The sequence below is a fragment of the Geodermatophilus sp. SYSU D01186 genome, from assembly GCF_054050215.1.
Genome location: NZ_JBJGYW010000018.1, coordinates 91,402 through 118,073, shown reverse-complemented (window position 1 = coordinate 118,073; position 26,672 = coordinate 91,402). Strand labels below are relative to the sequence as shown.

Sequence of the window (26,672 nt, the reverse complement as noted above, 5' to 3'; positions counted from 1 at the left end):
AACGGCGCCAGCTCCTCACCGACCACGGCGTCGAGCACCGACGGCAAGCCGTCCACGACACCTCCCGCCGCCTTCGATCACGCGTTCGAAGTGTATCGCCACGAGAGGGCTCCGACCACCCGAATCCGCAGGTCAGAAGGCTGTCCACAGATCGGTAGGGGGTCTTGCCGACGCGAGGAGCCGGGTCCATGACCCCCCGCAGGGGCTGCTGCCCATGGAGCGCCGACGGAGCTCGTCGGCGAGACGCGTCTCAGCGACCGGGGGCCGCGAGGGGCTGCTCCAGGCGGCTCGAGTCGCCGGCCGCGGTCGGGACGGAGGTCAGGCGGCGGCCGCGAGGCGCTCGTCGAGGAGCGCGTCGACCGATGCCCGGGCTTCCTCGACCAGCCGGGTGTTCTGCGCCGACGGGCAGTACGCCTCCGCGCTGCGGGCCACGCCGAGGGCGATGTAGGCGACGGCGATCTCCAGGTCGAGGTCGTCGAGGTTGGTGACGGTGCGGGTCATGGTGACCTCCCCTGGGACTCGCTCCCGTGCCGGGACGCCTCGCACGCTAGGCCGGGGGTACGACAGGAACCGCACCCCCGACCCGGCGTGCGCGGCTCACGCCGTGCGGCTCTCCCGGTCGTAGTTCTTGCCCAGGAACGCCGGCACCCGCGCCCAGCGGAACGCGAAGATCATCACCAGCAGGGTCGCCACGTAGGGCACCACGAGCAGCACCTGGCTCGGGATGCCGACGTCGCCGACCTCGGCCCGCAGGGCGATGACGTCCATCGCGGCGAAGAACAGCGCGCCCGCGGCGATGAACTGCGGCCGCCACCCGCCGAAGAAGGTCAGCGCGATCGCCAGCCACCCGCGGCCGCCGACAATGCCCTCGGTGAACGTGCCGGTGTAGACCATGGGCAGGTAGGCCCCTGCGATGGCCATGAGCGCGCCGCCGGCCGTCGCCGTCCAGATGCGGGTCCGGGCGACCGGGATGCCGAGACTGTCGGCCGCCTTCGGGTTCTCCCCCACCGCGCGCAGGTCCAGGCCGGCCCGCGTGCGGTACAGGAAGAAGTACAGCCCGACCGCCACGAGCGCGGCGAAGTAGACCAGCAGGTTGTTCGAGAACAGCACGGTGCCGAGCACCGGGATGTCGCTGAGCAGCGGGATCTCCACCCGCGGCAGGGTCTGGATCAGCGGCTGCGTGCCCGACTGCCCGACGACCACCCGGAACAGCAGCCCGGCCAGCCCGGTCGCGGCGAAGAACAGCGCCAGGCCGATGACGAACTGGTCCAGCCGCAGGGACGTCGTCGCCCAGCCGAGCACGAGGCCGAACAGCGCCCCCACGGCCGCGGCGCAGACGATGCCGACCGTGTTGCTGCCGACGCCGTAGCTGACGAGGAAGCCGACCGAGGCGCCCAGCACCATGACGCCCTCCTGCGAGACGCTGAAGACGCCGGCCAGCCCGCCGAGCATCGTGCCCAGCGAGGCCAGCAGGTAGGGCACCGTGGCGATCACGGTGAGCTGGGCCAGGGTCTCGAACTCGGTCATGCGTCCTCCTCGCTGGCGCTCGTCGGCCGCACGACCGCCGGTGCTCTGTCCATGGGTGAGCTCGCAAGCTCGCTCACGTCGCGGCCCTCCGCGCGAGTCGCCCGGCGATGACGTCGGACAGGAGCAGGAAGATCAGGATCAGGGCCTCGATGATGAGGACCATCTCGGCCGGCACCCCGACCGTGCGCTGCATCGAGCTGGCGCCGACCTCGAGGATCGAGATCCCGAAGGCGACCACCGGCACCCACAGCGCGTTCCCGCGGGCGATGAGCCCGACGATGATGCCGAGCAGCAGGTAGTTGGCCTGCATCCCCTCGATGGCCCGGCCGTGGACGCCGGCCACCTCGATGGCGCCGGCCAGCCCGGCCAGCGCCCCGCCGACGACGAGCGCGACGACCGCCACCCGCCCGACACGGATGCCGTTGATCGCCGCCGCCCGCGGGTTGGTCCCGGCGGCCCGCAGCTCGAAGCCGGCCGCCGTCCGCCGGGTGACGACGATGCTCGCCAGGCTCACCACCACCGCCAGCAGGATCCCGGCGTGCACGCCGGGGGGCCCGCCGAGGACCGGCAGCTCGGCCGACTCCCCCACCGTCCGGGTGGCCGCCACGCCGGCGGCGGGGTCGGCCCACACCTCGGTGGCGGCGTAGTCCAGCACCTGGAAGGAGACGAAGTTCAGCAGGACGGTGCTGAGGATCTCGTTCACCCCGAACCGCGCCATGAGCAGCGCGGCGATCCCCGCCCAGAGCAGCCCGGCGAGCACGCCGGCGAGCAGCACCAGCGGCAGCAGCACCGCCGTCGGCAGGTCGGCGTACACGATGCCGACGCCGGCCGCCGCGGTGCCGCCGACCAGCAGCTGGCCCTCGCCGCCGATGTTGAACCGGCCGACGGCCAGCGGGATGGTGAACGCCAGCGCCAGGAGGACGACGGTGACCCACTTGGTGAGGGTCTCGGTGAAGCCGAACGTCGTCTTGAACGACGTCGTCAGGATCGTGGTGAACGCGCCGAGGGCGTCGTACCCGAGCACCGCCATGACCACGCCGGAGACGAGGAAGGCGAGCACGAGGGCCAGCACGTAGGGCAGCAGGTCGCGCAGCACCCGCAGTCCACCGTGCAGCGGGACGTCCGGCACCTCGGTCTGCGCCGGTGCCGTGGGGGCGGTCATGCATCCTCCCGGACGCCGGCCATCAGCCGGCCCAGTGCGTAGGCGTCGAAGTCCCCGCGGGCGCGCTCCCCGACCACCCGGCCGGAGTAGAGGACCACCATGCGGTCGGCGAGCAGGCTCAGCTCGTCGAGGTCCTCGGAGATGAGCACGACGGCGCAGCCGCGGTCGCGGGCCTCCTCGACACGGTCGTAGACGAAGCGGGTGGAGCGCAGGTCCAGGCCGCGGGTGGGGTTCTGCAGCACGAGCACCGCGGGCTCGCGCTCGAACGCCCGGGCCAGCACCAGCCGCTGGATGTTGCCGCCGGAGAGGTTGGCGGCCGGGGCGTCGGGGCCCGGCGTCCGGATGGCGTAGCGCTCGATGGTGCGCCGGGCGTGCTCGCGCACGCCCCGCCAGTCGATCAACCCCGCCCGGCGGTGGGCGCGGTCGCGCTGGGAGCCGAGCAGCAGGTTGTCGGTGACCGACGCCGCGCCGAGGATGCCGTCGCGGTGGCGGTCCTCCGGCACGTAGGCGACCCCGGCGCCCAGCCACCGCAGCGTCGGCCGGCCGGCCAGCTCGGCGCCGTCGACGGCCACGCTGCCCGACCGCACCGGACGCACGCCGGACAGCGCCTCGGCGAGCTCCACCTGGCCGTTGCCGGCGACCCCGGCGACCCCCAGGACCTCCCCCGCCCGGACGGTGAGGCCCAGGCCGTGCAGCGCCGGCACGCCGTGGTCGTTGTCGACCTCGAGGTCCGTGACGGCCAGCCGCACCGCGGAGCCGGCGGTCGCGTGCTCCGGTGCCTCCGCCGCGACGGCTCCGACCTCGGCCAGGCCGAGCGCGGCGGCGACCTCGGTGGACTGCTCCGCCGCCAGCTCGCCGACCATCAGCCCGGCCACGCCCGCGGCGTCGGTCTCGTCGCGGCGGACCGTGGTGAGCCGGCGGCCGTCGCGCATGACGGAGATGCGGTCGCAGATGGCCAGCACCTCGCGCACCTTGTGCGAGATGAACACGACGCTGGTGCCCTCGGCGACGATCTCGCGCAGCGAGGCGAACAGCGCGTCGACCTCCTGCGGGGTCAGGTTGGTCGTCGGCTCGTCGAGGACGAGGATCCGCGCCCCGCGGTAGAGCACCTTGAGGATCTCCACCCGCTGGCGGGCGCCCACCGACAGCCGGTCGGTGCGCGCCCGCGGGTCGACGGCCAGGCCGAAGCGGTCGGAGAGCTCGGCGATCCGCCGTCCGGCCGCGCGCAGCCCGCCCGAGCCGCCGCTGGTGCCGACGACGACGTTCTCCACGACCGTGTACGCGGGCACCTGGAGCAGGTGCTGGTGCACCATGCCGATGCCCAGGCCGATCGCGTCGCGCGGCGACCGCACGTGCACCTCACGGCCGTCGACCCGGATGGTGCCCGCGTCGGGCCGGTACAGCCCGTACAGGACGTTCATCAGGGTGGTCTTGCCGGCGCCGTTGCCGCCGACCAGGCCGTGCACCTCGCCGGCGGCGAGCTCGAAGTCCGCGTCGACGAGCGCCTTGACCGGCCCGAAGGACTTGGTCACGCCGCTCATCGACAGCGGCACCCGCCCCGCGGGCGGAGGCGCTGCCTCCCCCGCCCGCGGCTGCTGCCCGGCCGTCACTCGACCGGGGTGACGTCGCGCTCGACCTCGATCTCGCCACTGGTGAGACCCGCGACGACCTCGTCGACCTGGTCGATGACGGCCTGGTCGACACCGGCCGGCGGCTGCAGCGAGATGCCCTGCTCGAAGGTCATGCCGAGGTAGCCGCCGGTCTCGCCGTCCTGCACCTGGCCCAGGATCTCGTCGAGCATGACCGAGAAGTCGTAGAGCACCGAGGTCAGGTAGTGGTCGGGGGCCAGGTCAGACTTGTCGGTGTACTTCGCGGTGATCCGGACGGCGCCCGCGGGCTCGGCCTTGACCGCCTCGAACGCGCCGACCATGCCGAGGTTGAGCGAGCCGAGGACGACGTCGGCGCCGCCGGCGATCAGCTGGCTGGTGAACTGCTGGCCGCGGGTGGGGTCGTTGAGGTCACCGGTCCACACGGGGGTCAGCGTCGCGGTGCTGCCGACGTCGGCCAGCGCCTGCTCGACCGCGTGCACCTCGGAGTAGCTGAACGGCAGGGTGGCCCCGCCCAGGTAGGCGATCTGCTGGCTCTGCGTGGTGGCCGCGGCCAGCACGCCCAGCGGGTAGAAGGCCAGGTGGAAGTTCCGGTCGAGCACCCACACGTTCTCGGGGACGTCGGCGGGTTGGGTGTCCTGCTCGGCGATGAAGACGACGTCCGGTGCCTCCTCGGCCACGGCGACGGTGGCGTCGTAGAACTGGCTGCCGTGGGTCCAGATGACGGTGTAGCCGTCGGCGACGTACTCGCGCAGGACCCGCTGCGCGTCGGGCACCGCCACGCTCTCGGAGTAGGTGGTCTCCGCGCCGTACTCGCTCTCGGCCGCCTGCAGCGCCTCGAGGCCGAGGAAGGTGTAGTCGGCGTCGGTGGTGGTGCCGGAGAAGACCGCGGCGACCCGCGGCGCCTCGCCGTCCCCACCACCTCCGCCGCCACCACCACCGCCGTCGCCGTCCCCGCCACAGGCGGTGGCCGTGAGGAGCAGCGCGGAGCAGAGGGCGGCGGAGCGGAGGAACATCCGGGTGGAGCGCATGAGCGGGCACCATCCTCGTCACGGGGTCGGGTTCGGGGAGCCTGTCAGCCCCGGGTTTCGGGGGCCGGTGCACCGGGACCAGTCGCAACCGAATCGATACCGACCACCGCGCGGCCGAACCGGTCCGCCCACTCGCGCAGGAGGTCCCGCAACTCAGGCGGCCCGACCACGGTGAACTCCGCCCCGAGCGACCCGAGGGCGAACGCGGGCCAGTCCAGGGCGTCGGTCTCCAGGTACACGCGGCTCGACCGCGGCCCCTCCTCCACCACCCGCGCCCAGCGGCCGATGCGGTCGCGGACCTGCTCCGCGGGCGCGGCCACCACCGCCTCGACCGCCACCGGCGTCGCTCGCGGTCCCATCGCCGCGCGCACGAAGGCCGCGGCGTCCTCGGCCGGCAGCCGCCGCGGCGCGAAGCGGGCGCCGGTGGGGCGCGGGGCGGTGACCCGGTCCAGCCGGAAGCTGCGCCAGTCGCCGCGGCCGAGGTCGTAGGCGACCAGGTACCAGCGGCGGCCGAGCGGGACCAGCCGGGCGGGCTCGACCTCCCGCTCGGTGGGGGCGCCGTCGGCCGCCGTGTAGCCGAACGCCAGGCGCTCGGTGTCGCGGCAGGCCTGCGCGACGGTGGTCAGCACCTCCGCGTCGATGTCCGCCGGGACCCCGCGCCAGCCGGCCGGCTCGGTGACCGCCCGCAGCGCGTCGGCCCGGCGGCGCAGCCGGGGCGGCAGCACCTGCACCACCTTGGTCAGCGCGCGCACCGACGACTCCGCCGTCCCGGCGATCGCGCTCTGCGCCGCCGCCTGCAGGCCGACGACGAGGGCGACGGCCTCCTCGTCGTCGAGGACCAGCGGCGGCAGCGCGGCACCGGGCGCGAGCCGGTAGCCGCCGTCGACCCCGGGCTGGGCCTCGACCGGGTAGCCGAGGTCGCGCAGCCGGTCGACGTCGCGCCGCAGCGTGCGCAGCGAGACGCCGAGCCGCTCGGCCAGCTCGGCACCGGCCCAGTGCCGCCGGTTCTGCATGAGGGAGAGCAGCCGCAGGGTGCGGTTCCCGGTGTCGCCCATGCGACCAGATTGTCGGGCATCGAGGACAGGAACTGGCACCAATGGCCCCTAGCGTCGTCCGTGACGGATCCACCGGGACACGGAGGGCGGAGACCATGACCACCACGACGAGCACCCTCACCGGGGAGCGGGCGGACCTGCTGGAGGCCCTCGCCGCCCACCGGTACTTCCTGCGGTACACCGTCCAGGGCCTGACCGACGAGCAGGCCCGGCAGCGGACGACGGCCAGCGAGCTGACCCTGGGTGGCCTGGTCAAGCACGTCGCCGCGCAGGAGGCCGGCTGGGTGCGGTTCATCCTGGAGGGCCCGGAGTCGATGCCCGGCCCGGACGACCCCGAGCAGATGGCGAAGTGGGCCGAGGAGTTCCGGATGGGGCCGGACGAGACGCTCGAGGGCGTCCTCGCCCGCTACGAGGAGGTCGCCGCCCGCACCGACGAGCTGGTGCGCACGCTGCCCGACCTCGACGCCTCGCACCCGCTGCCGGAGGCGCCCTGGTTCCAGCCGGGTGCGCGCCGGTCGGCCCGGCGGGTGTTCCTGCACATCGTCGCCGAGACCGCCCAGCACGCGGGGCACGCCGACATCCTGCGGGAGTCCCTCGACGGCCAGAAGACGATGGGCTGACGGCCGAGGGATCCCCCAGGCACAGGAAGCGACACCCACGTCGGCCGCCCGCTGACGTGGGTGTCGCTTCCTATGCCTCCTGGACCGCGGCGGCCACCTGCTCCAGCGCGGCGAGGCTGTGCCCGCTGACGAAGGCGTCGCACAGGGGCAGCGCCGCCGCCATCCCGCCCACCAGCGGGGCGTAGCCGGGCGCGGCCTTGCGGGGGTTGACCCACACGATGCGGTGGGCCAGCCGCCGCAGCCGCCGCATCGCCTCGGCGACGTCCTCGGGGTCGTCGGTGGCCCACCCGTCGGAGAGCACCACCACGACCGCGCCGCGGGCCAGGCCGCGGCGGCCGTGCGTGGCGACGAAGCCCCCGATCCCGGCGACCAGGCGGGTGCCGCCGGCCCAGCCGGACTCGGTCGCCGCGGCGCGGGCCAGCGCCCGGTCGGGGTCCCGGACGGCGAGCTGCCGGGTGAGCCGGGTCAGCCGGGTGGAGAAGACGAACGCCTCCGCCCGCGCCCCGGCCACCGCGCCCTGCAGCAGCGAGAGGTAGACGCGGGTGTAGGGCTCCATCGACCCGGAGACGTCGCACAGCAGCACCAGCCGGCGCGGCTGCGTCCGCCGGGCGGCGTGCACCAGTCGGACCGGGTCGCCGCCGGAGCGCTGCGCCGCCCGCACCGTCCGGCGCAGGTCGAGCCGGTCGGCGCGGCGCCGGCTGGGTCGCACCCGCCGGCTGCGCCGGTCCGGCGTGCTGAGCACGATCCGCCGGACCAGCTCGCGCACCCCGGCCAGCTCGTCGGGGGTCAGCTCGGCGAAGGAGGTGTGCCGCAGCCGCTCGTCGGCCGACGCCGCGGCCAGGACGGCGTCCCGCTCGCCACCCGCGCCGTCCCCGGGGAGCGAGACGCCGGATCCTGCCGGCGCCTCCCCGGGCGGACGGCGATCCGGCGGGGCGGGGCGCACCCGCGGCTCGGACCCCACGGGCGGGGGTGCGGTCGGGTCCCCGCGGGTGTCGGCCGGGTCGAGCCGACCGTCGAAGACGGCGGAGAAGACCGCGTCGAACACCGGCAGCTGGGCGCGGTGGGTGACCAGTGCGACCCGGCAGGTCCAGTAGAGAGCGGCGCGGTCCACCGGGGGCACCAGCTGCAGCGACCGCGCGAGCCCCGCGGCCCGCTCGGGGGTGGTGGGCAGCCCCGCCCGGTGCAGCGCGGTGGTCAGCCCGACGGCGAGCGGTCCGGGCGCGACCGGCCGGCGGTGAACCCCCGGCCGGCGGTCGGTCCCCGGCCGCGGTTCAGGCACCGGCCAGCCAGGCCGCACCCCGCGTGCGGGCCAGCTCCTGGTCGTCGCGGTTCTTGAGCACCGAGCCCCAGGTCGCCGCCACCGCCGGCGGGTCGAGGCGGTCGACGCCGAGCACGTCGAGGGCGGCGACCCAGTCGATGACCTCGGCGATGCCCGGCGGCTTGACCAGGTCCAGACCGCGCAGCCGCCCGACGGCCGACGCGGCGGCGACCGCCAGCGGCTCGCTGCTGCCCGGCACCCGCCGGCGGACGATCTCGGCCACCCGGTCCGGCGCCGGGAAGTCGATCCAGTGGTAGAGGCAGCGCCGGGTCAGCGCGTCGTGCAGGTCGCGGGTCCGGTTGGAGGTGAGGACGACGACCGGCGGGTGGGCCGCCCGCACGGTGCCGAGCTCGGGCACGGTGACCGCGGCCTCGGCCAGCACCTCGAAGGTGAACGCCTCGAACTCGGCGTCGGCCCGGTCGATCTCGTCCAGCAGCAGCACCGCCGGCCGCGGACCGGGGTGCTCGATGGCCTGCAGCAGCGGCCGCCGCAGCAGGTACTCGGGGCCGAAGAGGTCCTCCTCCCCCAGCGGCGCCCCGGCCGCCTCGGCCAGCCGGATCCCCAGCAGCTGCCGCGGGTGGTTCCACTCGTACAGCGCCTCGGCGGCGTCGATGCCCTCGTAGCACTGCAGCCGGTACAGCGGGGTGTCCAGCACGCGGGCCAGCGCCTTGGCCGCCTCGGTCTTGCCGACGCCCGGCTCGCCCTCCAGCAGCAGCGGCTGCGGCAGCCGGACGGCGAGGAACAGGGCCGTGGCCAGGCCGGGGTCGGCAAGGTAGTCGACGCCGTCGAGCGCGGCGGCCAGGGTCGCGACGTCCGGCACCCGGTCGCGGACCTCCTCCTCCGCCCCCGTCCGCGCCGATGACACGGCGTCAAGCGGGGGCATACCGGGCCGGGTCCGCGGTGAACGCCGTCCGGCAGCCGTCGCAGCAGAACCAGGTCGTGACCCCGTCGAGGGTGACGTGCGGGCTGGCGTCGACGGCGGCGACGCCCATCCCGCAGACCGGGTCCACCGCGCGGGCCGACGCCGGGAGCCGGGGCGAGGGCAGGCGGACCTCGGCGGCCCGCCGCTCGGCGACCACCTGACCCCAGATCGACAGCGCGATCTCCGCCGCGGTGCGGGCGCCGATGTCCAGGCCGGCCGGGCTGCGGACCCGGGACCGCTGCTCGTCGGTCACCTCGAGGGCGGCGAGCACGGCCGCGCCGCGGATCCGGCTGGCGACCAGCCCGACGTAGGGGACGCCGAGCCGCAGCGCCGCGGTGAGCGCGGGCTCCTCGCCCCGGCCGTGCGAGGCCACCACCAGCGCCGCGTCGTCGGCCGCGGGGGCGGCGTCCTCCCCCGGGACCCGCTCGACGGCGAACCCGAGCGGCCCGCCGAGGGCCGCCAGCGCCTCGGCGACCGGGCTGTCGCCGACCACCAGGACCCGAGGCGCCGGCACCCGCGGCTCGAGGAAGATCTCCACCGAGCCGCCGGACAGGCACGGGTTGGCGACGGTGACCGCGCCCTCCTCGGCCGGCCCCGGCCCGCCGCCGGGCACGATCCGCAGCAGCAGCGGCTCGTTGGTCGACAGCGTCATCAGCCCGTACTCGCGCACCGAGGACTCCGCGCAGGTGCCCCCGACGAACCCGTCGATGACACCGTCGGCGCGGATCAGCGCGGTGTCGCCGGCGTGCGCGCTGGCCGGGCGCTGCGCGCGCACCACGGTGGCCTGCACGAACGGCACCCGGCTGCGGACCAACTCGGCCGCCCGGTCGGTCACGGCCATCAGATCGGTGGGGTCGGCCGGCCCTGCATGGCCTCCCACACGCGGGCCGGGGTGCACGGCATGTCCACGTGCCGGACGCCGAACGGGGCGAGGGCGTCGACGACGGCGTTGACCACGGCCGGGGGCGAGCCGACGGTCGCGGACTCCCCGATCCCCTTGGCGCCGATCGGGTGGTGCGGCGAGGGCGTGACGGTGTGCCCGGTCTCCCAGTCCGGCACCTCCATCGCGGTGGGGATGAGGTAGTCCATGAACGAGCCGCCGAGGCAGTTGCCCTGCTCGTCGAAGCCGATGAACTCCATGAGCGCCATCCCGACGCCGTCGGTCAGGCCGCCGTGCACCTGGCCCTCGATGATCATCGGGTTGATCCGGGTGCCGCAGTCGTCCACGGCGACGAACCGGCGGACGTGCACCTTGCCGGTGCCCCGGTCGACGTCCACCACGCAGACGTAGGCGCCGAACGGGAAGGTGAGGTTGGGCGGGTCGTAGGTGACCTCGGCGTCGAGGTTGCCGTCGACGCCCTCGGGCAGCGCGACGGTGCCGTGGGCGCCGAGCGCGATCTCGGCGATCGTCTTCCCGGCGCCCGGGTCGCCCTTCACGTACCAGCGGCCCTTCTGCCACTCCAGGTCCTCGGGGCGGGTCTCGAGCATGGCCGCGGCGATCGCCCGCGCCTTGTCCCGGACCTTGCGGGCGGCCAGGGCCACCGCTCCCCCGCTGACCGGGGTGGAGCGGCTGCCGTAGGTGCCCAGTCCGAACGGGGTCTGGTCGGTGTCGCCGTGGACGACGTCGATGTCCTCCGGCGGGATGCCCAGCTCCTCGGCGAGGATCTGGGCGAACGTCGTCTCGTGGCCCTGGCCCTGGCTCTGCACCGACAGCCGGACGACGGCCTTGCCGGTGGGGTGCACCCGCACCTCGGCGCCGTCGGCCATGCCGAGCCCGACGATGTCCATGTGCTTGCGCGGGCCGGCGCCCACGGTCTCGGTGAAGAACGACAGCCCGATGCCCATGAGCTCGCCGCGGGACCGCTTCTCCGCCTGCTCGCGGCGCAGCTCCTCGTAGCCGGCCATCGTCAGCGCCTTGCGCATGGTCGGCTCGTAGTCGCCGGAGTCGTACTCCCACCCCGTCTTGTTCTGGTACGGGAACTGCTCGGGGCGGATGAAGTTGCGCAGCCGCAGCTCGGCGGGGTCCATCTCCAGCTCCGCGGCGAGGACGTCGACCATGCGCTCGACCAGGTACACCGCCTCGGTGACCCGGAACGAGCAGGCGTAGGCGACCCCGCCCGGCGCCTTGTTGGTGTAGACGCCGGTGACCGAGCAGTGCGCGGCCTGCAGGTCGTAGCTGCCGGTGAAGATGGAGAAGAAGCCGGCCGGGTACTTGGTCGGCTGGGCGGTGGCGTTGAACGCCCCGTGGTCGGCCAGCACCTGGGTGCGGACGGCGAGGATCTTCCCCTCGCGGGTGGCCGCCACCTCGCCGCGCATGACGTAGTCGCGGGCGAACGAGGTGGACATGAGGTTCTCCGAGCGGTCCTCCACCCACTTCACCGGCTTGCCGGTCACGATCGAGCCGACGACGGCGAGGACGTAGCCCGGGTAGATGCCGACCTTGTTGCCGAACCCGCCGCCGATGTCGGGGCTGACCACCCGGATCTTGTGCTCCGGGATGCCGGCCACCATCGCGAACAGGGTGCGGTGGGCGTGCGGGGCCTGGGTGGTCTCGTAGAGGGTGAGCTTGCCGTCGACCGGGTCGTAGTCGGCGACCGCGCCGCAGGTCTCCATCGGCGCCGGGTGCACCCGCGGGTAGACGACCTCCTCGCTGACCACGACCTCGGCGGAGGCGAAGACGGCGTCGGTCTCGGCCCGGTCGCCGGCCTCCCAGTCGAAGATGTGGTTGTCGGTCTGGCCCTCCTTGTCGTCGCGGATGACCGGGGCGCCGGGGTCCAGCGCGCGGCGGACGTCGACGACCGGCGGCAGCTCCTCGTACTCGACGTCGATCAGCTCGAGCGCGTCGCGGGCGGCGTACCGGTCGTCGGCGACGACGAAGGCCACCTCCTGCCCCTGGAAGCGCACCTTGTCGGTGGCCAGCACCGCCTGGACGTCGGCCGACAGCGTCGGGGCCCAGGCGAGGTTGAGCCCCTCGAGGTCCCGGCCGGTGATGACCGCGTGCACCTTGGGGTGGGCCAGCGCCTCGGTCGTGTCGATCGAGACCAGGCGGGCGTGCGCCAGCGGCGAGCGGAGGATGGCGCCGTGCAGCATCCCGGGCAGCACGATGTCGTCGACGTAGCGGCCGCGCCCGCGGATGAACCGGGGGTCCTCCTTGCGCTGGATGCGCCCGAACCCGATCGGCCGGTCGGCCGAGGTGGCCGCCGGGTTGGCCGGGTGGGCCGGGCGCTCCTCGACGGTGGTCATGCCCGCACCTCCTCGGCGGCGGGCGGGGCGGCCGGCTCGGGGATGACCGGGACCTCGGCGGCGGCCTGCGCCTCGGCGCGGGCGGCCCAGCGGATGGAACGGACGATCGTCGCGTAGCCGGTGCACCGGCAGATCTGCCCGGAGATCGCCTCGCGGATCGTCTGCTCGTCCGGGTCGGGGTCGCGGTCGAGCAGCGCGCGGGCGGTGAGCATCATCCCGGGGGTGCAGAACCCGCACTGCAGGCCGTGCTCCTCCATGAAGCCCTGCTGCACCGGGTCCAGCGTGGCGCCGTCGGCGAGCCCCTCGACGGTGCGCACCTCGTGGCCGGCGGTCATCGCGGCCAGCGCGGTGCACGACTTCACCGGCTGACCGTCGACCAGGACCACGCAGGTGCCGCAGTTGCTGGTGTCGCACCCCCAGTGGGTGCCGGTCAGGCCGAGCGTGTCGCGCAGGAAGTGCACGAGCAGCTGCCGGGGTTCGACGTCGCGGGTGACCTCGGCCCCGTTGACGGTCATGGTGACCTGCATGGTCAGCCTCCGGTGGTGGCGGTCAGGGCGCCGGCTCCGGCGCGCGTGGCGGCGGTGCGGAGCACCCGGCGGGTGAGCTCGTCGGCGAGGTGGCGCTTGTAGTCGACCGGGCCGCGCTGGTCCTCGACCGGGGAGCTGGCCGCGGCGGCCAGCCGCCCGGCCTCGGCGAAGGCCTCCTCGCTGGGGTGCGCGCCGAGCAGGACGGCGGCGGCGTCCACCGCGCAGCCCTCGAGGCCGAGCGCGGTGAGGCCGACGGTGGCGTCGGCGACGGTGCCGTCGTCGGCGAGCACCAGCTGGGCGCCCGCGGCGGCGACCGCCCAGTCGCCGACCCGGCGCTCGACCTTCTCGTAGGCGCTGCCCGCGCGCGGCCGGATCGGGAACCGCACCTCGGTGATCAGCTCGGACTGCTCGCAGGCGGTCTCGTAGGGGCCGCGGTGGAACTCGTCCATGCCGATGACCCGCTCGCCGCCGCGACCGGTGACGACGACGCGGGCACGCAGCACGTCGCACACGGTGGTGAGGTCCTCGGCGGGGTCGGCCTGCCCCAGCGAGCCGCCGATCGTGCCGCGGTTGCGGACCACGGGGTCGGCGATGACCCGCTCGGCGTCGTGCACGATCGGGAACAGCTCCCCCACCAGCGGCGAGGACAGCAGCGTGGCGTGCCGGGTGAGCGCCCCGACCCGCAGCCAGTCGCCGTCCCGGGTGACGTGGTCGAGCTCGGCCACCTCGTTGATGTCGATCAGCCACTCGGGGCGGGCCAGCCGCAGCTTCATCATCGGCAGCAGGCTGTGCCCGCCGGCGACGACGCGGGACTCGGGGCCGTGGCGTTCGAGGAGGTCCAGGGCGTCGGCGACGCTGGTCGCCCGCACGTAGTCGAAGGGGGCCGGCACCTGCACGGGGAACTCCTTCCCGTGGGGGCCTCGACGGTGGGGCCCCTGGTGGCGCAGGAGCTTGTGACGCGCGCCACAGAGCTGTCAAGATCGCGATAAGCGATCCCTTAGGACGGGTGCCGACCGTGACGTTCACGCAGCTCCGCGCCTTCGCCCTCGTGGCCGAGCTCGGCTCGCTGCGCGCCGCGGCGGCGGCACTGGGGGTGAGCGAGCCGGCGGTCTCCGCCGCGGTCGCGGCCCTGCGCGTGGACCTCGGCGACCCGCTGTTCGTGCGCGCCGCCGGCGGGATCGAGCTCACCGCCGGCGGCCGCGCGCTCGCCGTCCGGGCCCGCGAGCTCGTGCGGCTGGCCGAGCGCACCCGGCGGGAGGTGACCTCGGCGGGGACGACGGGCCGGCTGCGGGCGCTGGCCACCGCGGCGTGCGCCGAGCACGTCGCGGGCCCGCTGGTGGCCGCCTTCGCCCGGCGCTCGCCGCGCACCGAGGTGCTCCTGGACGTCGTCGGCGCCGAGCGCACCGCCGCGGTCCTGGCCGACGACGAGGCCGACATCGTGCTGGGCGCACGTCCGGTCCCGGCGGCCGGGCAGGCGCTCGTGGCGGTGCCGTTCCTGCGCTACCAGCGGGTGGTGGTGGCCGCGCCCGGGCACCCGCTGGCCGCCGAGCGGAGCCGCGTGCCAGTGGCCGAGCTCGGCCGGTACGCGTGGCTCGCCGGACCGGCCGGCATCGAGCCCGGCACCGAGGAGCGCCGGTGGGCCGGGCCGGCCGGGCACGCGCTGGTGCAGCGTCTGGCCACCGAGGCCGACGCGCTGGACGCAGCGCGCGACGGCGCCGGGGTGCTGCTCGCGCTCGGGCACGCCGTCCGCGACGACCTGCGGACCGGCCGGCTGGTGCGGCTGCCGGTGGAGGGCACGCCGGTGACCGGGATGTGGTGGGCGGGGGTCCCCGGCGAGGGGCGCGCGGCCGCAGGGGCCGCCGCGCTGCAGCGCTTCCTCACCACCCCCGACGCGACCAGCGCCCTGCTGGCCCGGCCGGCCCCGCGGGACCGGGCGCGGCCGACCGTCCGCGTCGGGATCTGGAGCTAGTGCTGTGACCGCGGACATCCGGCCTGCGGCGCGGGTCGTGCACTCATCGTGGCGTCGGGCTCCGCCAGGGCACGATGAGTGCACAACCCGCGCGGGATGGGCTTCACCGGCAACCCTCGTGGGGAGCTGACTCAGCCCTCCGGCCCGCCGGCCACCCGGTCCGACGCGCGGGCACCCTGCTGGGACTGCGCGCCGCCGGAGACGCCCTCGGGTGCGGCCGGCCCGGCGCCGGTGCCCCCGCCCGGGGTGCCCTCGCCGAGCACGACCTGCCCCTCGGTCATCTCGGGGTCACCCGCGCTGCGCTCGACCGGGGCGGTGCCGGTCGTCGCCGCCGTCCCCTGGTCGTGCACCTCCTGGACCGAGCTGCCGCGCTCGGCGACCTCGATCGCCTCGGCGACGTCGGCGCCGCTGCGGGAGTCGTCGGGCGAGGTGCCCTCGGTGGCCGGTTCCTCGTTCACGGGCGGACCTTCCCGTCGGCGGCGTGGGTGGGGCGCAGTCTCGGCCCCCGGCGGCGCCACGGCAAGGGCCGGGTCAGCCGTCGCCCTCCAGCTCGGTGACGTGCTCGAGGGCCCGGTCGCGGGCGGCGGCGGCCTCGGTCGCCCGGCGCTCGGCGGTGCGTCGGTGTCGCTCGGCGCTCTTCAGCTCCTCCGCGGTCTCCGCCGCCTCGCGCTCGACGCGGGCCAGTTCGTCGGCGAGCTCCTCGACCCGTGCCTGCAGGTCGGTCCGGCGGGCGTCGAGGTCGTCGACGCGGTGCCGCTGCTCCTCGGCGGCGGCCCGGGTCTCGGCGGCGACGGCAGCGGCCTCCGCCGCGGCCCGCCGGGCGTCCTCGAGCTGCTCGCGGCGCCGCTCCTCCTCGGCCCGGCGCGCCTCCTCCTCGCGACGGCGGGCCTCCTCCTCGCGCTGCCGCCGGCGCTCGGCGGCGTCCGCCCCGCGCGGCCGGGCGGGCGCCGCCGGCTGCTCCGGGCGGGCCGGCGGCACCAGCCGCAGCGCCGGGCGCACCCCGGTCGTCCCCATGCCGCTGTAGGACATCGGGGAGGTGAGGCGACCGGACAGCAGCGCCTCCCCGGCCTCGGGGTCGGCCATGGCCGCGCGCAGCGTGTCCTCGACCTGCCCCTCCACCGAGCTGCTCACCCGGTGGCCGCGCTCGCGGGCGAGCGCGGCGGCCTGCCGGCTCAGAGCGGCGAGCAGCTGGGAGCGCTGCCGGTTCAGCGCCTTGAGCGAGTCGCCGGCGAGGCTCTCCTGCGCCTCGCGGAGCAGCCCGCCGAGCTCGACGAGGCCCTCGATCTCCTCGCGGTGCTCCCTCACGAGCAGGTTGCACACCCACGCGGCCGCCGACGGCTTGGGCAGCGCGCCGATCGCCTTGGCCAGCGGCCGGTCGCCGCCGTCCCTCGCCCGGTCCTGGCGCTCCTTGCGCCGCGCGGTGAACTCCTCGGGCGGCACCTCGTAGAGCTCGTCGGCCACCTCGTCGAGATCCACGGGGCGACCCTGCCACGACCCCGGAACGGTCAGCAGCAGGTGGCGACGCAGGCGCCGTCCTCACCCGGCACGCAGCAGCTGTCGTTCCCGCCGACGGCGGAGAGCTCGAGGGACGTCTCCCCCTCGAGGTCCGGGCGGGCGTCGCCGGTGACCGTGTAGACCTCCCACGGCTCTCCACCGGGACCGGTCACCCACACCTTGTCCTGGACCGCGTAGCAGCAGGTCGTCTGCTCCTCGACGCGCGTGGCCAGGCCGGCGCCGGCCAGCCGCGCGGTGGCCGCGGACACCTCGCCGCGGGAGGGGACCTCGACGCCGAGGTGGTCCATGCGGGTGGGCTCCCCGGCGGCACCCTCCAGGAGGACGAGCTTGAGCGGCGGCTCGGCGACGGCGAAGTTGGCGTAGCCGGGACGGCGCTTGGCCGGGGTGGTCGCGAACAGCCGCGAGTAGAAGTCGACGGCGGCGTCGAGGTCGGCGACGCGGAGGGCGAGCTGGATCCGGGACACGGGGACCTCCTGAGGGGGTGGGACATCGACGGGCGTCGATGTCTGGGCCCAAGTGACCACTATGCATCGATGCTTGTCAATACGATGGTCGTCGTTACGATGGGCGCCGATGTCCGACCGGAGGAGACGACCCCTATGAACGACCCCGACCTCGCCTGCTGCACACCGCTGACCGGAACGGCCATGTCCGCCGAGCAGGCCGAGCAGGTCGCCCCCCTGCTCAAGGCCCTGGCCGACCCGGTGCGGCTGCGCCTGGTCAGCCTGATCGCCTCCAGCACATCCGGTGAGGCCTGCGTCTGCGACCTCAACGAGGCCTTCGACCTGACCCAGGCGACGATCAGCCACCACCTCAAGGTGCTGCACTCCACCGGGCTGCTCGACCGCGAGAAGCGGGGCGTGTGGGTCTACTACGCGGTGCGCCGCGACGCGCTTGCCGCCGTCGCCGGGCTGTTCGACACCGCGGTGGTCCCGGCGTGAGCGACGCCGTCCGCGAGGTCCCGGTCGCGGGCCCCGAGGCCCCGGTCCTGCAGCGCCTGTCCACCCTCGACCGGTTCCTGCCGGTCTGGATCGTCGCCGCGATGGCGCTCGGCCTGCTGCTGGGGCGGTGGGTCCCGGGTCTGGACGACGCGCTGTCCGCGGTCGAGGTCGGCAACGTCAGCCTGCCGATCGCCGTCGGGCTGGTCCTGATGATGTACCCGGTGCTGGCCAAGGTGCGGTACTCCGAGCTGGACCGGGTCACGGGCGACCGCCGGCTGATGGCCGCGAGCCTGGTGCTCAACTGGGTGGTCGGCCCGGCGCTGATGTTCGCCCTGGCCTGGCTGCTGCTGCCCGACCTGCCCGAGTACCGCACCGGCCTGGTCGTCGTCGGGCTGGCCCGCTGCATCGCCATGGTGCTGATCTGGAACGACCTGTCCTGCGGTGACCGGGAGGCCGCCGCGGTGCTGGTGGCGGTCAACTCGGTGTTCCAGATCCTCGCCTTCGCCGCGCTCGGCTGGTTCTACCTGCAGGTGCTGCCCGGCTGGCTGGGCCTGCCGACGACCTCCGCGGAGTTCAGCGTCTGGGCGATCGTGCTGTCGGTGCTGGTCTTCCTCGGCATCCCGCTGCTGGCCGGCTTCCTGACCCGGACGATCGGCGAGCGCCGGAGGGGCCGCGACTGGTACGAGGGCCGCTTCCTGCCGCGCATCGGCCCGGTCGCCCTCTACGGGCTGCTGTTCACGATCACCGTGCTCTTCGCGCTCCAGGGCGAGGCGATCACCTCCCGGCCGGTGGACGTCGCCCGCATCGCCCTCCCCCTGCTGGCGTACTTCGTGCTGGTGTTCGGGGGCTCGTTCCTGCTCGGGATGCAGCTGCGCCTGGGCTACGCGAAGACCGCCACGCTGGCCTTCACCGCGGCCGGCAACAACTTCGAGCTCGCCATCGCGGTGGCGATCGGCACCTTCGGCGTCACGTCGGGCCAGGCGCTGGCCGGCGTCGTGGGGCCGCTGATCGAGGTGCCGGTGCTCGTCGCGCTGGTCTACGTCGCCCTCTGGGCGGGGCGCCGCTGGTTCGCCGGCGACCCCACCGCCCCCGTCACCGGGAGGAGCCGCACGTGACCACCTCCTTCGACGGGATCCGCGGTCTGACCTCCGCGGACGCCACGCTGACCCGGGTGGCCGACGACCTGGCCCGCCGCTTCACCGGCGTCTTCGCCCGGGAGACGGTCGACCGCTACGTGCACGAGTCCTTCGTCGCCATGGCGAGCGCCGCCACCGTGGGCGCGCACCTGGCGGTGCTGACCGAACGGTTCGCGACCGAGCGCCTCACCGCGCTCGCGCAGGCGAGCGGCGCCGTCGGGAAGGACGCCTGCGAGGTGCTCTTCGTGTGCGTGCACAACGCCGGGCGCTCCCAGATGGCCGCCGGTCTCCTGGCGCGCCACGGAGGGGGCCGGGTGCACGTCCGGTCGGCCGGGTCGCGACCGGGCACCGGCGTCGCCGGCGTCGTCACCGAGGCCATGGCCGAGGTCGGCGTCGACCTGGCCGGCTCGTTCCCCAAGCCGCTCACCGACGACGTCGTCCGCGCGGCGGACGTCGTGGTGACGATGGGCTGCGGCGACGCCTGTCCGGTGTACCCGGGCAAGCGCTACCTCGACTGGCCGGTGCCCGACCCCGCGGGTCGGCCGCTCGAGGAGGTCCGGGTGGTCCGCGACGACATCGACACCCGCGTCCGTGCGCTGCTCGCCGAACTCATCTCGGCACCCACCCCCAGCTGAGCCACCCCCGGAGGAACGCCGTGTCCGACACGCCCAGCGTGCTGTTCGTCTGCGTGCACAACGCCGGCCGCTCCCAGATGGCCGCCGGCTGGCTGCGGCACCTGGCCGGGGATGCCGTCGAGGTCCGCTCGGCCGGCTCGCTGCCCGCCGACCAGGTGAACCCCGCGGCGGTCCAGGCCATGGCCGAGGTCGGCATCGACATCACCGCCCAGCGGCCGAAGGTGCTCACGACCGCGGCGGTCGAGGCCTCCGACGTCGTCATCACGATGGGCTGCGGCGACGTCTGCCCCGTCTTCCCCGGCAAGCGCTACCTCGACTGGCAGCTGGCCGACCCGGCCGGCAAGGGTGTCGACGCCGTCCGGCCCATCCGCGACGAGATCGAGGTCCGCGTGCGGGCGCTGCTGGCGGAGCTGCTGCCCGCGTCCACCTGACGTCGCATCTGGCCGACGGCCGTCAGCGGTCCTCACGCGCGCAACCGCCCCGGAGCTCACCCCGGTCGAGTTCGGCAGCGAGGGTGCGCCGGGGGTGAGAGAGCCGGCGAGGGCGTCCCGGTCGTCGACCGGGGCACGTCGTGCGGTGCTCTGCCCGCTCTTGCGGTCGTGCAGCGCCGCGAGAGCGCGCGGACGGCCGCAAGAGTGTCAGCGGCAGGCGGTCCTCGACCAGCTCACCGCCTGCGACGGCGCGTGGTTCGGGATCGACCTGACCGGCCTCCGCCTCGAGGCCGCGGACACCGACCGGAGCCGGGGCAACGGCGACGTCGTGCGCGCCGACAGCGGTTCCCCGTGACGCTCCTGAGCGGCCCCACCCTGCCCGACGACCGGGTCCTGCCCCGAGCCCGAGCCTCCCGGTCGGCGACCTGTGGGTCGAGGACCGACGGTCACGACCACAGCCCCCGTGAGCGGCCGGCGGCGACCCTGGCGGCGACGGCGACGAACCGCTGCGGGGGCACCGGGTCGAGCCGGCGGCCGTCGCGCAGGTCCACCGCCACCTGCCCGGCGGCGGCCTCCCGCTCGCCCACCACCACCCGGTAGGGGACGCGGGCGAGCCGGGCGCGGCGGATCCGCGCGCCGAGCGGCTCGGCCGCGTCGTCGACGTCGACCCGCAGGCCGGCGGCCCGGGCCGCGTCCACCACCTCGACCACGGCCCGCGCCTGCACGGCCGAGGACGCGTCGACCGGCAGCACCACGGCCTGCACCGGCGCGAGCCACACGGGCAGGTTGCCGCCGTGCTGCTCGAGCAGGAACGCCAGGCACCGTTCCATGCTCGAGAGCACCGAGCGGTGCAGCACCACCGGACGGCGAGGGCCGTCCGGGCCGGCGTAGCGCAGGTCGAACCGCTGCGGGAGGAGGAAGTCCAGCTGCACCGAGGAGAACGACTCCTCCCGTCGGCCGCGGCCGGGCATCTGGACGTCGATCTTCGGGCCGTAGAACGCCCCCTCGCCGCGCACCGGCTCGTAGGCCACGCCCAGGTCGTCCAGGACGCCGGCCAGCACCTCCTCGGCCCGGTCCCACCGCGCCTCCTCGGCGCCGTACTTGTCCCCGTCCCCGCGCAGCGAGAGCCGGTAGGAGTGGCCGGCCAGGCCGAGGACGGCGTAGGCGTCCTCGATCAGGCCCACGACGAGCGCGACCTCCTCGGCGACACGAGCGGGGTCGCAGAAGTGGTGGGCGTCGTTGAGGACCATCGCACGCACGCGTGAGAGCCCCGACAGCGACCCGGACGGCTCGTTGCGGAACATCGCGCCCAGCTCGGCGATCCGCAACGGCAGCTCCCGCCAGGACCTCGGCCGGGAGCGGTAGGCGACGATGTGGTGCGGGCAGTTCATCGGGCGCAGCACGATCGGGCCGCTCCCACCGTCCTCGATCGGCGGGAACATCGCATCGGCGTAGTGCTCCCAGTGGCCGGAGATCTCGTACATGGCCTTCTTGCCCAGCGGCGGTGAGTAGACGTGGGCGTAGCCGGCGGCGCGTTCGACCTCGACGACGTAGCGCTCGAGCTCACCGCGGATGACCGCCCCGGCCGGCAGCCAGACCGGCATGCCGGCGGGCAGCAACGGGTCGGAGGCGAACAGGTCCAGTTCCCGCCCGAGTCGGCGGTGGTCGTCGGCCGGTAGCGACTCGGCCGGCCCGTGCTCGCGAGAGTCGACGGAGGCGGGCAGGGCGGGGTACGGCAGGGCGTTCACGAGGTGCTCCCTGGGGTGGTCGGAGGAGCTCCCGGGCAGCGGACCGGCCCGAAGACGACGCCGGCCCCGGGGAGCTCCCGGGGCCGGATGGGTGGTGGATCGGGGCGGCGCTGGTCAGCGCGCCCGCGGGTTCACGGCGCCGGGAGGTCCCGGCGTCGTGGTGCAGGACCCGCGCGCTGCCATGGCCTCAGTGTGCTCGCCAGCGCCGCGGGAGCAACGGGTTTCCGGAGCCGGCCGTGGGCGAACCGTGGGAGGTCCTGGCCGTTGGGTGGTCGCCACGCGCACGCGTCGTCCCGGGACGCAGAGGTGTGCCGTCCGCTCGGCCGATCGGTCGTACCGTCCCGCTCGTCCGAGGTCCGGGCGCATTCGCCCGGGCGCCAATGCGTCACCGGGGAGGTCCGCGTGAGCATCGTCGTGCGTTTTCCGGTAGTCGGCTTGACGCGTCAGCAGTACGACGAGGTGAGCCTCCGCCTGGAGAAGGCCGGACTGTGGCCCCCGGACGGGATGCAGATGCACGTGCTGTTCGGGACCGACGGGGACCTGAAGGTCAGCGAGATCTGGGACTCCCCTGAGCAGCTCGCCGCGTTCGGCGAGCACCTCCTACCGGTACTCGCCGAGGTCGGGGTCCAGGCCGCCGGCGAACCGGAGGTCTTCGAGCTCCACAACCTCGAGTTGCCGCGGACGACGGCGTAGTCGGCGGCGCCTGAGCCGGCCTGCCGGCGGCCGCTCAGGCCGGCTCGGGGACTCCCCCCGGGTCTCCACCGGGGTCGTCGGGCGTCGCCTCGATCGGCGGCGGGGGCAACGGTTCCGAGGCGTCGGGGAGCAGTTCGGCCGGATCGTCCGGCACGGGCTGGTCCGGATCGATGGGCGGTTCCGGCTCCGGGAGTGGCACGGTCATGCCCGGAGTCAACAGGCTCCGCTCCGGGTGCGGCCACTCCTGGATCAGCTGTCGAGACGGCTGAGCAGCTCCTCCAGCAACTCTCTCGCCGCCCGGACCCGCTCGGCGTCCTCCCGGTCGATCGTCGCCACCCACGTCCTGAGGAGGCGCTCCAGGTCTGCAGCTGCGTCGGTGTCCCGCGGGACGAGGGCCTCCGCTTCCTCCATGACCTCGCAGCACAGGCGGACGCAGGCGTCGCAGATGTACACCCCCGGACCTGCCACGAGCTTCTCGACCTGCCCGTGGCTCTTGCCGCAGAAGGAACACTGCAGTGACGTCGCGCTGCCGGTCATCGACGGTCCCCTTCCGGACGCACGTGCCGGGCGACTCTGACAACGCGTGACCCGGGCCCGAGGGATGACAGGGTCGGCATCACGGGGGCGGTTCGCGGTCCGCTTCGGCCGCGGCCCGGTCACGGTCGTCCTGCTCACGGTCGGCGCGGGCGGCTGCACGGTCCCGCTCCGCCGCGCGCCGGTCCTGCTCCGCCGCCCGGCGGTCGGCCGCGTCGACCGCTCGGTCGGCCTCGGCGCGCGCCCGGTCGTCCTCGGCCCAGCCTCGGTAGCTCGTGTCGACCTCGGCGTCGATGGCCCGCTGCTGCTCGGCCTGCTCGTCCGACAGCCCGCCGGCCGGCGCAGCCTGGTCCGCCCGCCGCGCCTCTTCCGCCCGGCGCGCCTGGACGGCCCGACGCTCCTCGGCAGCCGCCTCCCGGCGGCCCGCTGCCTCGCCCCGCTCCCGGGCCCGCAGGTCCCGCTCCGCGGCCACCTCGTCGCGCAGCTGCGCAGCCTGCTCGCGTTCCACAGCCGCCTCGTCCCGCCGGTGAGCGGCCCGATCGCGACGCCGGGCCGCATCGTCCAGCGCCCGGCCGGCCGCGATCCGTCTCTGCTCGGCGCGCATCTCGTCCGTGGGATCGGAGATGGTGTCCATGGGCCACCGATGCGCCCGCAGACGCTCGTGCTCGACAGCCTGCAGCGCCGCCGCCGCCTCGCTCAGCAGCCCCCGCGCATCCTCGAGACGGCCCTCCCGCAGTGCCCGTTCGGCCAGGGTGAGGTTCGTGGCGGCGACGCCGCTCTCGGTCACGGCCACCGCCGCGGCACCCCGGCTCAGCCGCTCCCGGAGCCGCCGGACGTCCTGCCGGAGGCGCTCGGAGGCCTGCTCGGCTCGACGGCGCTGCTGCTCCCGGCGCGTCCGCTCGCCCGGCATGAGCTCGTCGGCGGCCCGCTCGTCGGACCCGTTCATGCGTCGAGCGTTCTCCCGACGGAGGCCACGGACAAGAGGCGGCTGCGGCACTCCAGCACGTGCGCCCGAGTACCGGGCCCCTGCACGGTCCGGGAGAGTGCCGCCGGTGGCGCCGCCGTGGGTTCCCAGCCGGACGTCGCCTAGTGGGTCAGCTTGAGCCCGACGACGCAGCCGACGATGCCGGCGAGCAGGAGCACGCGGACCACCGACATCGGCTCCTGGCCCGCCCACATGGCGTAGCCGGCGGTCAGCGCCGCGCCGATGCCGACCCAGACCGCGTAGGCGGTGCCGATCGGCAGGCCCCGCATCGCGTAGGCGAGCCCGGCCATGCTGCTGACCAGCGCGACGGCGAACACGGCGCTCGGTACCAGGCGGGTGAAGCCCTCCGAGCGGCCGAGAGCGGTGGCCCAGACGGCCTCGAGGACACCGGACAGGACGAGGACGAGCCAGTACACGGGGATCTCCTGGAACGCCGTCTTGTCGCTGTCCGGGTACGGCGTCACTCGTCCGGGAGTCCGGCTCCGGACCCACCCCGAGCTTCTCACACCGGCGCCGCCCCGGGCGGTCAGATCGATCACCACCGGCCGGCCGGGGCGGGCACGATGGCGGCCGTGGGCACGACCCGGGTCAGCCGTCACCTGCGCGCACCGCGCTCCGCCGTCTACCGGGCGCTCGTCGACGCCGACGCCGTCGCCCGCTGGAAGGTGCCCCCGGGGATGACCGCCACCGTGCACGAGTTCAGCGGCGCCGAGGGCGGCACCTTCCGCATCTCGCTGACCTACGACGCGCCCGACGCCGTCGGCAAGACGACCGCGCACACCGACACCTACCGCGGCCGGTTCGCGCGGCTGGTGCCCGACGAGCTGGTGGTCGAGGTCGACGAGTTCGAGACCGCCGACCCGGCCCTGCAGGGCGAGATGACCATCACCGTCACGCTGCGGGACGTCGACGGCGGCACCGACCTGCTCGCCGTGCACGAGGGGTTGCCCGACGGGGTCTCCTCCGCCGACAACGAGACCGGCTGGCGGCAGTCGCTGGACCGGCTGGCCGACCTCGTGGAGAGCGGCCAGCTCGGTCCGGGCTGACCCCGGTCCCTCGGCGCCGCGACCGGCGGTGGTGGGCGGCGTCGTGCTCGTCGCGGTGGGGGTGGGCCGCCGCCGCTGAGCCTGCGCATCAGGGCGGGCCGGAGGGGTACCCGGCGTCCCCATGACGACGAGGGTCGAACGCTCCATCCAGGTCGAGGTGCCGCTGCGCACGGCGTACGGGCAGTGGACACAGTTCGAGGACTTCCCGCACTTCATGGGCGGCGTCACCGAGGTGCGCCAGCTCGACGACCGCCGGCTGCACTGGGTCGCCGAGATCGCCGGCGTCCGCCGCGAGTGGGAGGCCGCCATCCTGGAGCAGGAACCGGACACGAGGATCGCGTGGGCCGCCACCAGCGGGGCGACCAACGCCGGGGCCGTGCGGTTCGAGGCGGCCGGGCCGAACGCGACGGTGGTCCACCTGACGCTGGAGTACGAGCCGGAGGGCGTCGTCGAGCGGGTCGGCGACGCGCTCGGCATCGTCGAGCGGCAGGTCCGCTCCGACCTCGAGCGGTTCAAGGCGCTGGTCGAGGACGAGGGCTACCCGACCGGCGTCTGGCGCGGGTCGATCAACGCCGGCGCCGGCGTCGGCACCCCGGGCGTCGAGGACGCCGCGGCCACCCGCGGCGACAGCGGGAAGGCCGGGGTCTCGGGCACCGCGGTCGCGGCCGGCGTCGCCGCGGTGGCCGCGGGCGCCGCAGCCGTGGGAGCGGCGGTGGCCGCGAGCGGCTCCGACGAGGCCGAGGACAAGCCCGGACCGGTGGAGATCCCCCCGTCGGAGCGGCTCGCCGCCCACGCCTCGGAGGCCGGGGCGGGTGTCCCGTCCGAGGTCCTCGACGAGGGGCCGGAGCCGATCGCGCAGCGCACCCTCGACCCCGGCGTCGGCCGCGACGAGGACGGGACCGCCGACCGGCCCCGCTGACCCTCAGGCGCCGGTGCGCGGCGCCTGCCAGATGTCGATGCCCGCGTCGACGGCGTGCTGGTCGATGGCGGCCAGCTCGTCGTCGGCGAACGGCAGGTTCTGCAGCGCGCCGACGTTCTGCTCCAACTGGCCGACGCTGCTGGCGCCGATGAGCACCGTGGTCACCCGGGCGTCGCGCAGCGCCCAGGCCAGCGCCAGCTGGGCCAGGCTCTGCCCGCGCTGCTGCGCGATGTCGTTCAGCGCCCGCACGTGGCCGAGCGCCTCCTCGGTGAGCAGGTCGGTCGACAGCGACTTGTCCTGGCTGGCCCGCGAGCCCGCCGGGACGCCGTCCAGGTACTTGGTCGTCAGCATCCCCTGGGCCAGCGGGGAGAAGGCGATGCAGCCGGCGCCGGCGTCCTCGAGGACGTCGAGCAGGCCCTCGGTCTCGATCCAGCGGTTGAGCATCGAGTACGACGGCTGGTGGATCAGCAGCGGCGTCCCGAGGTCGGCGAGGATCTCCGCCGCCTTCGCGGTGTCCTCCGGGCCGTAGCTGGAGATGCCGGCGTAGAGCGCCTTGCCGGCCCGGACGGCGCTGTGCAGGGCGCCCATCGTCTCCTCGAGCGGCGTGGTCGGGTCGGGGCGGTGCGAGTAGAAGATGTCGACGTAGTCCAGGCCCATCCGGCGCAGCGACTGGTCGAGGCTGGCGGTGAGGTACTTCCGCGAGCCGCCGCCCTGGCCGTAGGGGCCGGGCCACATGTCGTAGCCGGCCTTGGTGGAGATCACGAGCTCGTCGCGGTAGGGCGCGAAGTCGTCGGCGAGGTGTCGGCCGAAGTTCGTCTCGGCCGAGCCGTAGGGCGGGCCGTAGTTGTTGGCCAGGTCGAAGTGCGTGATCCCGAGGTCGAAGGCGCGGCGGAGGATGTCTCGCTGCCGGTCGAACGGGACGTCGTCCCCGAAGTTGTGCCACAGGCCCAGGCTGATCGCCGGCAGGTCCAGGCCGCTGCGGCCGGTGCGCCGGTAGGTCATCGAGTCGTAGCGGGTGTCGGACGCGCCGTAGGCCATGCGCTCGATCCAACCAGCGGCCCGGCCGACCGGCTCGGCCGCGACCGAGGGCGGCGGTGTTCCTTGCCGA

Annotated in this window: 29 protein-coding genes and 1 riboswitch; of the genes, 9 read left to right on the top strand and 20 right to left on the bottom strand. The window is 75.0% G+C overall.

Features of this window, described 5'->3' with window-relative positions; translation table 11 throughout:
* Window positions 1-318: 318 nt before the first annotated feature.
* From ACI784_RS14930 to ACI784_RS14905, 6 genes are all read right to left on the bottom strand, one after another.
* A complete protein-coding gene (locus ACI784_RS14930) occupies window positions 319-501 on the bottom strand; it encodes a hypothetical protein (RefSeq protein ID WP_457013974.1) in 183 nt (60 codons plus the stop codon).
* 96 nt (window positions 502-597) lie between these two features.
* The gene (locus tag ACI784_RS14925; RefSeq protein WP_456924175.1) at window positions 598-1,527 is read right to left on the bottom strand and encodes an ABC transporter permease; all 930 of its coding nucleotides are present in this window, start codon (window positions 1,525-1,527) and stop codon (window positions 598-600) included.
* Window positions 1,528-1,600: 73 nt separating this feature from the next.
* The gene (locus tag ACI784_RS14920) at window positions 1,601-2,689 is read right to left on the bottom strand and encodes an ABC transporter permease (RefSeq protein ID WP_456924174.1); all 1,089 of its coding nucleotides are present in this window, start codon (window positions 2,687-2,689) and stop codon (window positions 1,601-1,603) included.
* The gene (locus ACI784_RS14915; RefSeq protein ID WP_456924173.1) at window positions 2,686-4,221 is read right to left on the bottom strand and encodes an ABC transporter ATP-binding protein; all 1,536 of its coding nucleotides are present in this window, start codon (window positions 4,219-4,221) and stop codon (window positions 2,686-2,688) included. Before ACI784_RS14915 ends, ACI784_RS14920 begins: the two co-directional genes overlap by 4 nt.
* A 74-nt stretch (window positions 4,222-4,295) precedes the next feature.
* On the bottom strand, window positions 4,296-5,327 hold the full coding sequence (locus ACI784_RS14910) for a BMP family protein (RefSeq protein WP_456924172.1): 1,032 nt from the start codon (window positions 5,325-5,327) through the stop codon (window positions 4,296-4,298).
* 44 nt (window positions 5,328-5,371) lie between these two features.
* On the bottom strand, window positions 5,372-6,382 hold the full coding sequence (locus tag ACI784_RS14905; protein WP_456924171.1) for a helix-turn-helix transcriptional regulator: 1,011 nt from the start codon (window positions 6,380-6,382) through the stop codon (window positions 5,372-5,374).
* A 95-nt stretch (window positions 6,383-6,477) separates the two neighbouring features.
* Between ACI784_RS14905 and ACI784_RS14900 the strand changes: the two genes are divergently transcribed.
* Entirely contained in the window at window positions 6,478-7,002 is a 525-nt protein-coding gene (locus ACI784_RS14900) for a DinB family protein (protein ID WP_456924170.1), read from the top strand.
* A 70-nt stretch (window positions 7,003-7,072) separates the two neighbouring features.
* On the opposite strand, the gene ACI784_RS14895 is transcribed toward ACI784_RS14900, so the two are convergent.
* From ACI784_RS14895 to ACI784_RS14870, 6 genes are read right to left on the bottom strand one after another with little or no spacing between them, the layout of a single operon-like run.
* Complete coding sequence (locus ACI784_RS14895) at window positions 7,073-8,281, bottom strand: vWA domain-containing protein (protein ID WP_457013973.1); 1,209 nt, start codon at window positions 8,279-8,281, stop codon at window positions 7,073-7,075.
* On the bottom strand, window positions 8,274-9,140 hold the full coding sequence (locus ACI784_RS14890; protein WP_457013972.1) for an AAA family ATPase: 867 nt from the start codon (window positions 9,138-9,140) through the stop codon (window positions 8,274-8,276). The genes ACI784_RS14895 and ACI784_RS14890 overlap by 8 nt, the downstream gene beginning before the upstream one ends.
* Before the next feature lie 49 nt (window positions 9,141-9,189).
* Window positions 9,190-10,077 (bottom strand): XdhC family protein, encoded by an 888-nt coding sequence (locus ACI784_RS14885; protein WP_457013971.1) that lies wholly within the window; start codon window positions 10,075-10,077, stop codon window positions 9,190-9,192.
* Window positions 10,078-10,082: 5 nt separating this feature from the next.
* Complete coding sequence (locus ACI784_RS14880) at window positions 10,083-12,485, bottom strand: aerobic carbon-monoxide dehydrogenase large subunit (RefSeq protein ID WP_457013970.1); 2,403 nt, start codon at window positions 12,483-12,485, stop codon at window positions 10,083-10,085.
* Window positions 12,482-13,012 carry a (2Fe-2S)-binding protein gene (locus tag ACI784_RS14875; protein WP_457013969.1) on the bottom strand — a complete coding sequence of 177 codons (531 nt, stop codon included), beginning with the start codon at window positions 13,010-13,012 and terminating at the stop codon, window positions 12,482-12,484. The genes ACI784_RS14880 and ACI784_RS14875 overlap by 4 nt, the downstream gene beginning before the upstream one ends.
* Before the next feature lie 2 nt (window positions 13,013-13,014).
* Window positions 13,015-13,908, bottom strand: a complete 894-nt coding sequence (locus ACI784_RS14870; protein WP_457013968.1) for an FAD binding domain-containing protein — start codon at window positions 13,906-13,908, stop codon at window positions 13,015-13,017.
* Between the two features lie 119 nt (window positions 13,909-14,027).
* Here ACI784_RS14870 and ACI784_RS14865 point away from each other — a divergent pair, with 119 nt between their 5' ends.
* Window positions 14,028-14,981, top strand: a complete 954-nt coding sequence (locus tag ACI784_RS14865) for a LysR family transcriptional regulator (protein WP_457013967.1) — start codon at window positions 14,028-14,030, stop codon at window positions 14,979-14,981.
* A gap of 131 nt (window positions 14,982-15,112) precedes the next feature.
* Here ACI784_RS14865 and ACI784_RS14860 read toward each other — a convergent pair whose 3' ends face one another.
* The 3 genes from ACI784_RS14860 to ACI784_RS14850 form a co-directional block, all read right to left on the bottom strand.
* Window positions 15,113-15,439, bottom strand: a complete 327-nt coding sequence (locus ACI784_RS14860; protein WP_456924162.1) for a hypothetical protein — start codon at window positions 15,437-15,439, stop codon at window positions 15,113-15,115.
* 73 nt (window positions 15,440-15,512) lie between these two features.
* Window positions 15,513-16,457, bottom strand: coding sequence for a hypothetical protein (locus tag ACI784_RS14855; RefSeq protein ID WP_457013966.1), 945 nt, complete (start codon window positions 16,455-16,457; stop codon window positions 15,513-15,515).
* A gap of 29 nt (window positions 16,458-16,486) precedes the next feature.
* Window positions 16,487-16,960 carry an ArsI/CadI family heavy metal resistance metalloenzyme gene (locus tag ACI784_RS14850; RefSeq protein ID WP_457013965.1) on the bottom strand — a complete coding sequence of 158 codons (474 nt, stop codon included), beginning with the start codon at window positions 16,958-16,960 and terminating at the stop codon, window positions 16,487-16,489.
* A gap of 135 nt (window positions 16,961-17,095) precedes the next feature.
* Between ACI784_RS14850 and ACI784_RS14845 the strand changes: the two genes are divergently transcribed.
* Genes ACI784_RS14845 through ACI784_RS14830 form a run of 4 tightly spaced genes read left to right on the top strand, consistent with a single transcriptional unit; the run spans window position 17,096 to window position 19,639 of the window.
* Entirely contained in the window at window positions 17,096-17,437 is a 342-nt protein-coding gene (locus ACI784_RS14845; protein ID WP_457013964.1) for a metalloregulator ArsR/SmtB family transcription factor, read from the top strand.
* Window positions 17,434-18,552, top strand: a complete 1,119-nt coding sequence (gene arsB, locus ACI784_RS14840) for an ACR3 family arsenite efflux transporter (RefSeq protein ID WP_456924158.1) — start codon at window positions 17,434-17,436, stop codon at window positions 18,550-18,552. Before ACI784_RS14845 ends, arsB begins: the two co-directional genes overlap by 4 nt.
* Window positions 18,549-19,208 carry an arsenate reductase ArsC gene (locus ACI784_RS14835; RefSeq protein ID WP_456924157.1) on the top strand — a complete coding sequence of 220 codons (660 nt, stop codon included), beginning with the start codon at window positions 18,549-18,551 and terminating at the stop codon, window positions 19,206-19,208. Before arsB ends, ACI784_RS14835 begins: the two co-directional genes overlap by 4 nt.
* Window positions 19,209-19,228: 20 nt before the next feature.
* Window positions 19,229-19,639, top strand: a complete 411-nt coding sequence (locus ACI784_RS14830; RefSeq protein ID WP_457013963.1) for an arsenate reductase ArsC — start codon at window positions 19,229-19,231, stop codon at window positions 19,637-19,639.
* 446 nt (window positions 19,640-20,085) lie between these two features.
* Here the strand turns inward: ACI784_RS14830 and thrS are convergent, their stop codons facing one another.
* Complete coding sequence (thrS, locus tag ACI784_RS14825; RefSeq protein ID WP_457013962.1) at window positions 20,086-21,387, bottom strand: threonine--tRNA ligase; 1,302 nt, start codon at window positions 21,385-21,387, stop codon at window positions 20,086-20,088.
* A gap of 435 nt (window positions 21,388-21,822) precedes the next feature.
* On the opposite strand from thrS, the gene ACI784_RS14820 reads away from it, so the two are divergent.
* Window positions 21,823-22,080, top strand: a complete 258-nt coding sequence (locus ACI784_RS14820; protein WP_456924154.1) for a hypothetical protein — start codon at window positions 21,823-21,825, stop codon at window positions 22,078-22,080.
* A gap of 249 nt (window positions 22,081-22,329) precedes the next feature.
* Here ACI784_RS14820 and ACI784_RS14815 read toward each other — a convergent pair whose 3' ends face one another.
* The 3 genes from ACI784_RS14815 to ACI784_RS14805 all read right to left on the bottom strand — a co-directional run bounded on the left by ACI784_RS14815 (window position 22,330) and on the right by ACI784_RS14805 (window position 24,015).
* Window positions 22,330-22,617: a ClpX C4-type zinc finger protein gene (locus ACI784_RS14815; protein ID WP_457013961.1), complete on the bottom strand. Its 288-nt coding sequence runs from the start codon at window positions 22,615-22,617 to the stop codon at window positions 22,330-22,332.
* Window positions 22,618-22,696: 79 nt separating this feature from the next.
* A complete protein-coding gene (locus ACI784_RS14810; protein ID WP_457013960.1) occupies window positions 22,697-23,560 on the bottom strand; it encodes a hypothetical protein in 864 nt (287 codons plus the stop codon).
* A gap of 140 nt (window positions 23,561-23,700) precedes the next feature.
* A complete protein-coding gene (locus ACI784_RS14805; protein ID WP_456924151.1) occupies window positions 23,701-24,015 on the bottom strand; it encodes a DMT family transporter in 315 nt (104 codons plus the stop codon).
* An 11-nt stretch (window positions 24,016-24,026) separates the two neighbouring features.
* Window positions 24,027-24,092, bottom strand: a riboswitch (guanidine-III (ykkC-III) riboswitch).
* A gap of 70 nt (window positions 24,093-24,162) precedes the next feature.
* Here ACI784_RS14805 and ACI784_RS14800 point away from each other — a divergent pair.
* Window positions 24,163-24,645, top strand: coding sequence for an SRPBCC family protein (locus tag ACI784_RS14800; protein WP_457013959.1), 483 nt, complete (start codon window positions 24,163-24,165; stop codon window positions 24,643-24,645).
* 121 nt (window positions 24,646-24,766) lie between these two features.
* A complete protein-coding gene (locus ACI784_RS14795; protein WP_457013958.1) occupies window positions 24,767-25,564 on the top strand; it encodes an SRPBCC family protein in 798 nt (265 codons plus the stop codon).
* Window positions 25,565-25,567: 3 nt separating this feature from the next.
* Here ACI784_RS14795 and mgrA read toward each other — a convergent pair whose 3' ends face one another.
* Window positions 25,568-26,602, bottom strand: coding sequence for an L-glyceraldehyde 3-phosphate reductase (gene mgrA, locus ACI784_RS14790; protein WP_457013957.1), 1,035 nt, complete (start codon window positions 26,600-26,602; stop codon window positions 25,568-25,570).
* Window positions 26,603-26,672 lie beyond the last annotated feature (70 nt).

Coding starts and splice junctions, on each gene's coding strand:
- ACI784_RS14880 (WP_457013970.1), bottom strand. CDS start 12,485: ATGACCACCGTCGAGGAGCGCCCGGCCCACCCGGCCAACCCGGCGGCC.
- ACI784_RS14930 (WP_457013974.1), bottom strand. CDS start 501: ATGACCCGCACCGTCACCAACCTCGACGACCTCGACCTGGAGATCGCC.
- ACI784_RS14845 (WP_457013964.1), top strand. CDS start 17,096: ATGAACGACCCCGACCTCGCCTGCTGCACACCGCTGACCGGAACGGCC.
- mgrA (WP_457013957.1), bottom strand. CDS start 26,602: ATGGCCTACGGCGCGTCCGACACCCGCTACGACTCGATGACCTACCGG.
- ACI784_RS14815 (WP_457013961.1), bottom strand. CDS start 22,617: ATGACCGGCAGCGCGACGTCACTGCAGTGTTCCTTCTGCGGCAAGAGC.
- ACI784_RS14900 (WP_456924170.1), top strand. CDS start 6,478: ATGACCACCACGACGAGCACCCTCACCGGGGAGCGGGCGGACCTGCTG.
- ACI784_RS14925 (WP_456924175.1), bottom strand. CDS start 1,527: ATGACCGAGTTCGAGACCCTGGCCCAGCTCACCGTGATCGCCACGGTG.
- ACI784_RS14810 (WP_457013960.1), bottom strand. CDS start 23,560: ATGAACGGGTCCGACGAGCGGGCCGCCGACGAGCTCATGCCGGGCGAG.
- ACI784_RS14875 (WP_457013969.1), bottom strand. CDS start 13,012: ATGCAGGTCACCATGACCGTCAACGGGGCCGAGGTCACCCGCGACGTC.
- ACI784_RS14800 (WP_457013959.1), top strand. CDS start 24,163: ATGGCGGCCGTGGGCACGACCCGGGTCAGCCGTCACCTGCGCGCACCG.
- ACI784_RS14795 (WP_457013958.1), top strand. CDS start 24,767: ATGACGACGAGGGTCGAACGCTCCATCCAGGTCGAGGTGCCGCTGCGC.
- ACI784_RS14920 (WP_456924174.1), bottom strand. CDS start 2,689: ATGACCGCCCCCACGGCACCGGCGCAGACCGAGGTGCCGGACGTCCCG.
- ACI784_RS14910 (WP_456924172.1), bottom strand. CDS start 5,327: ATGCGCTCCACCCGGATGTTCCTCCGCTCCGCCGCCCTCTGCTCCGCG.
- ACI784_RS14905 (WP_456924171.1), bottom strand. CDS start 6,382: ATGGGCGACACCGGGAACCGCACCCTGCGGCTGCTCTCCCTCATGCAG.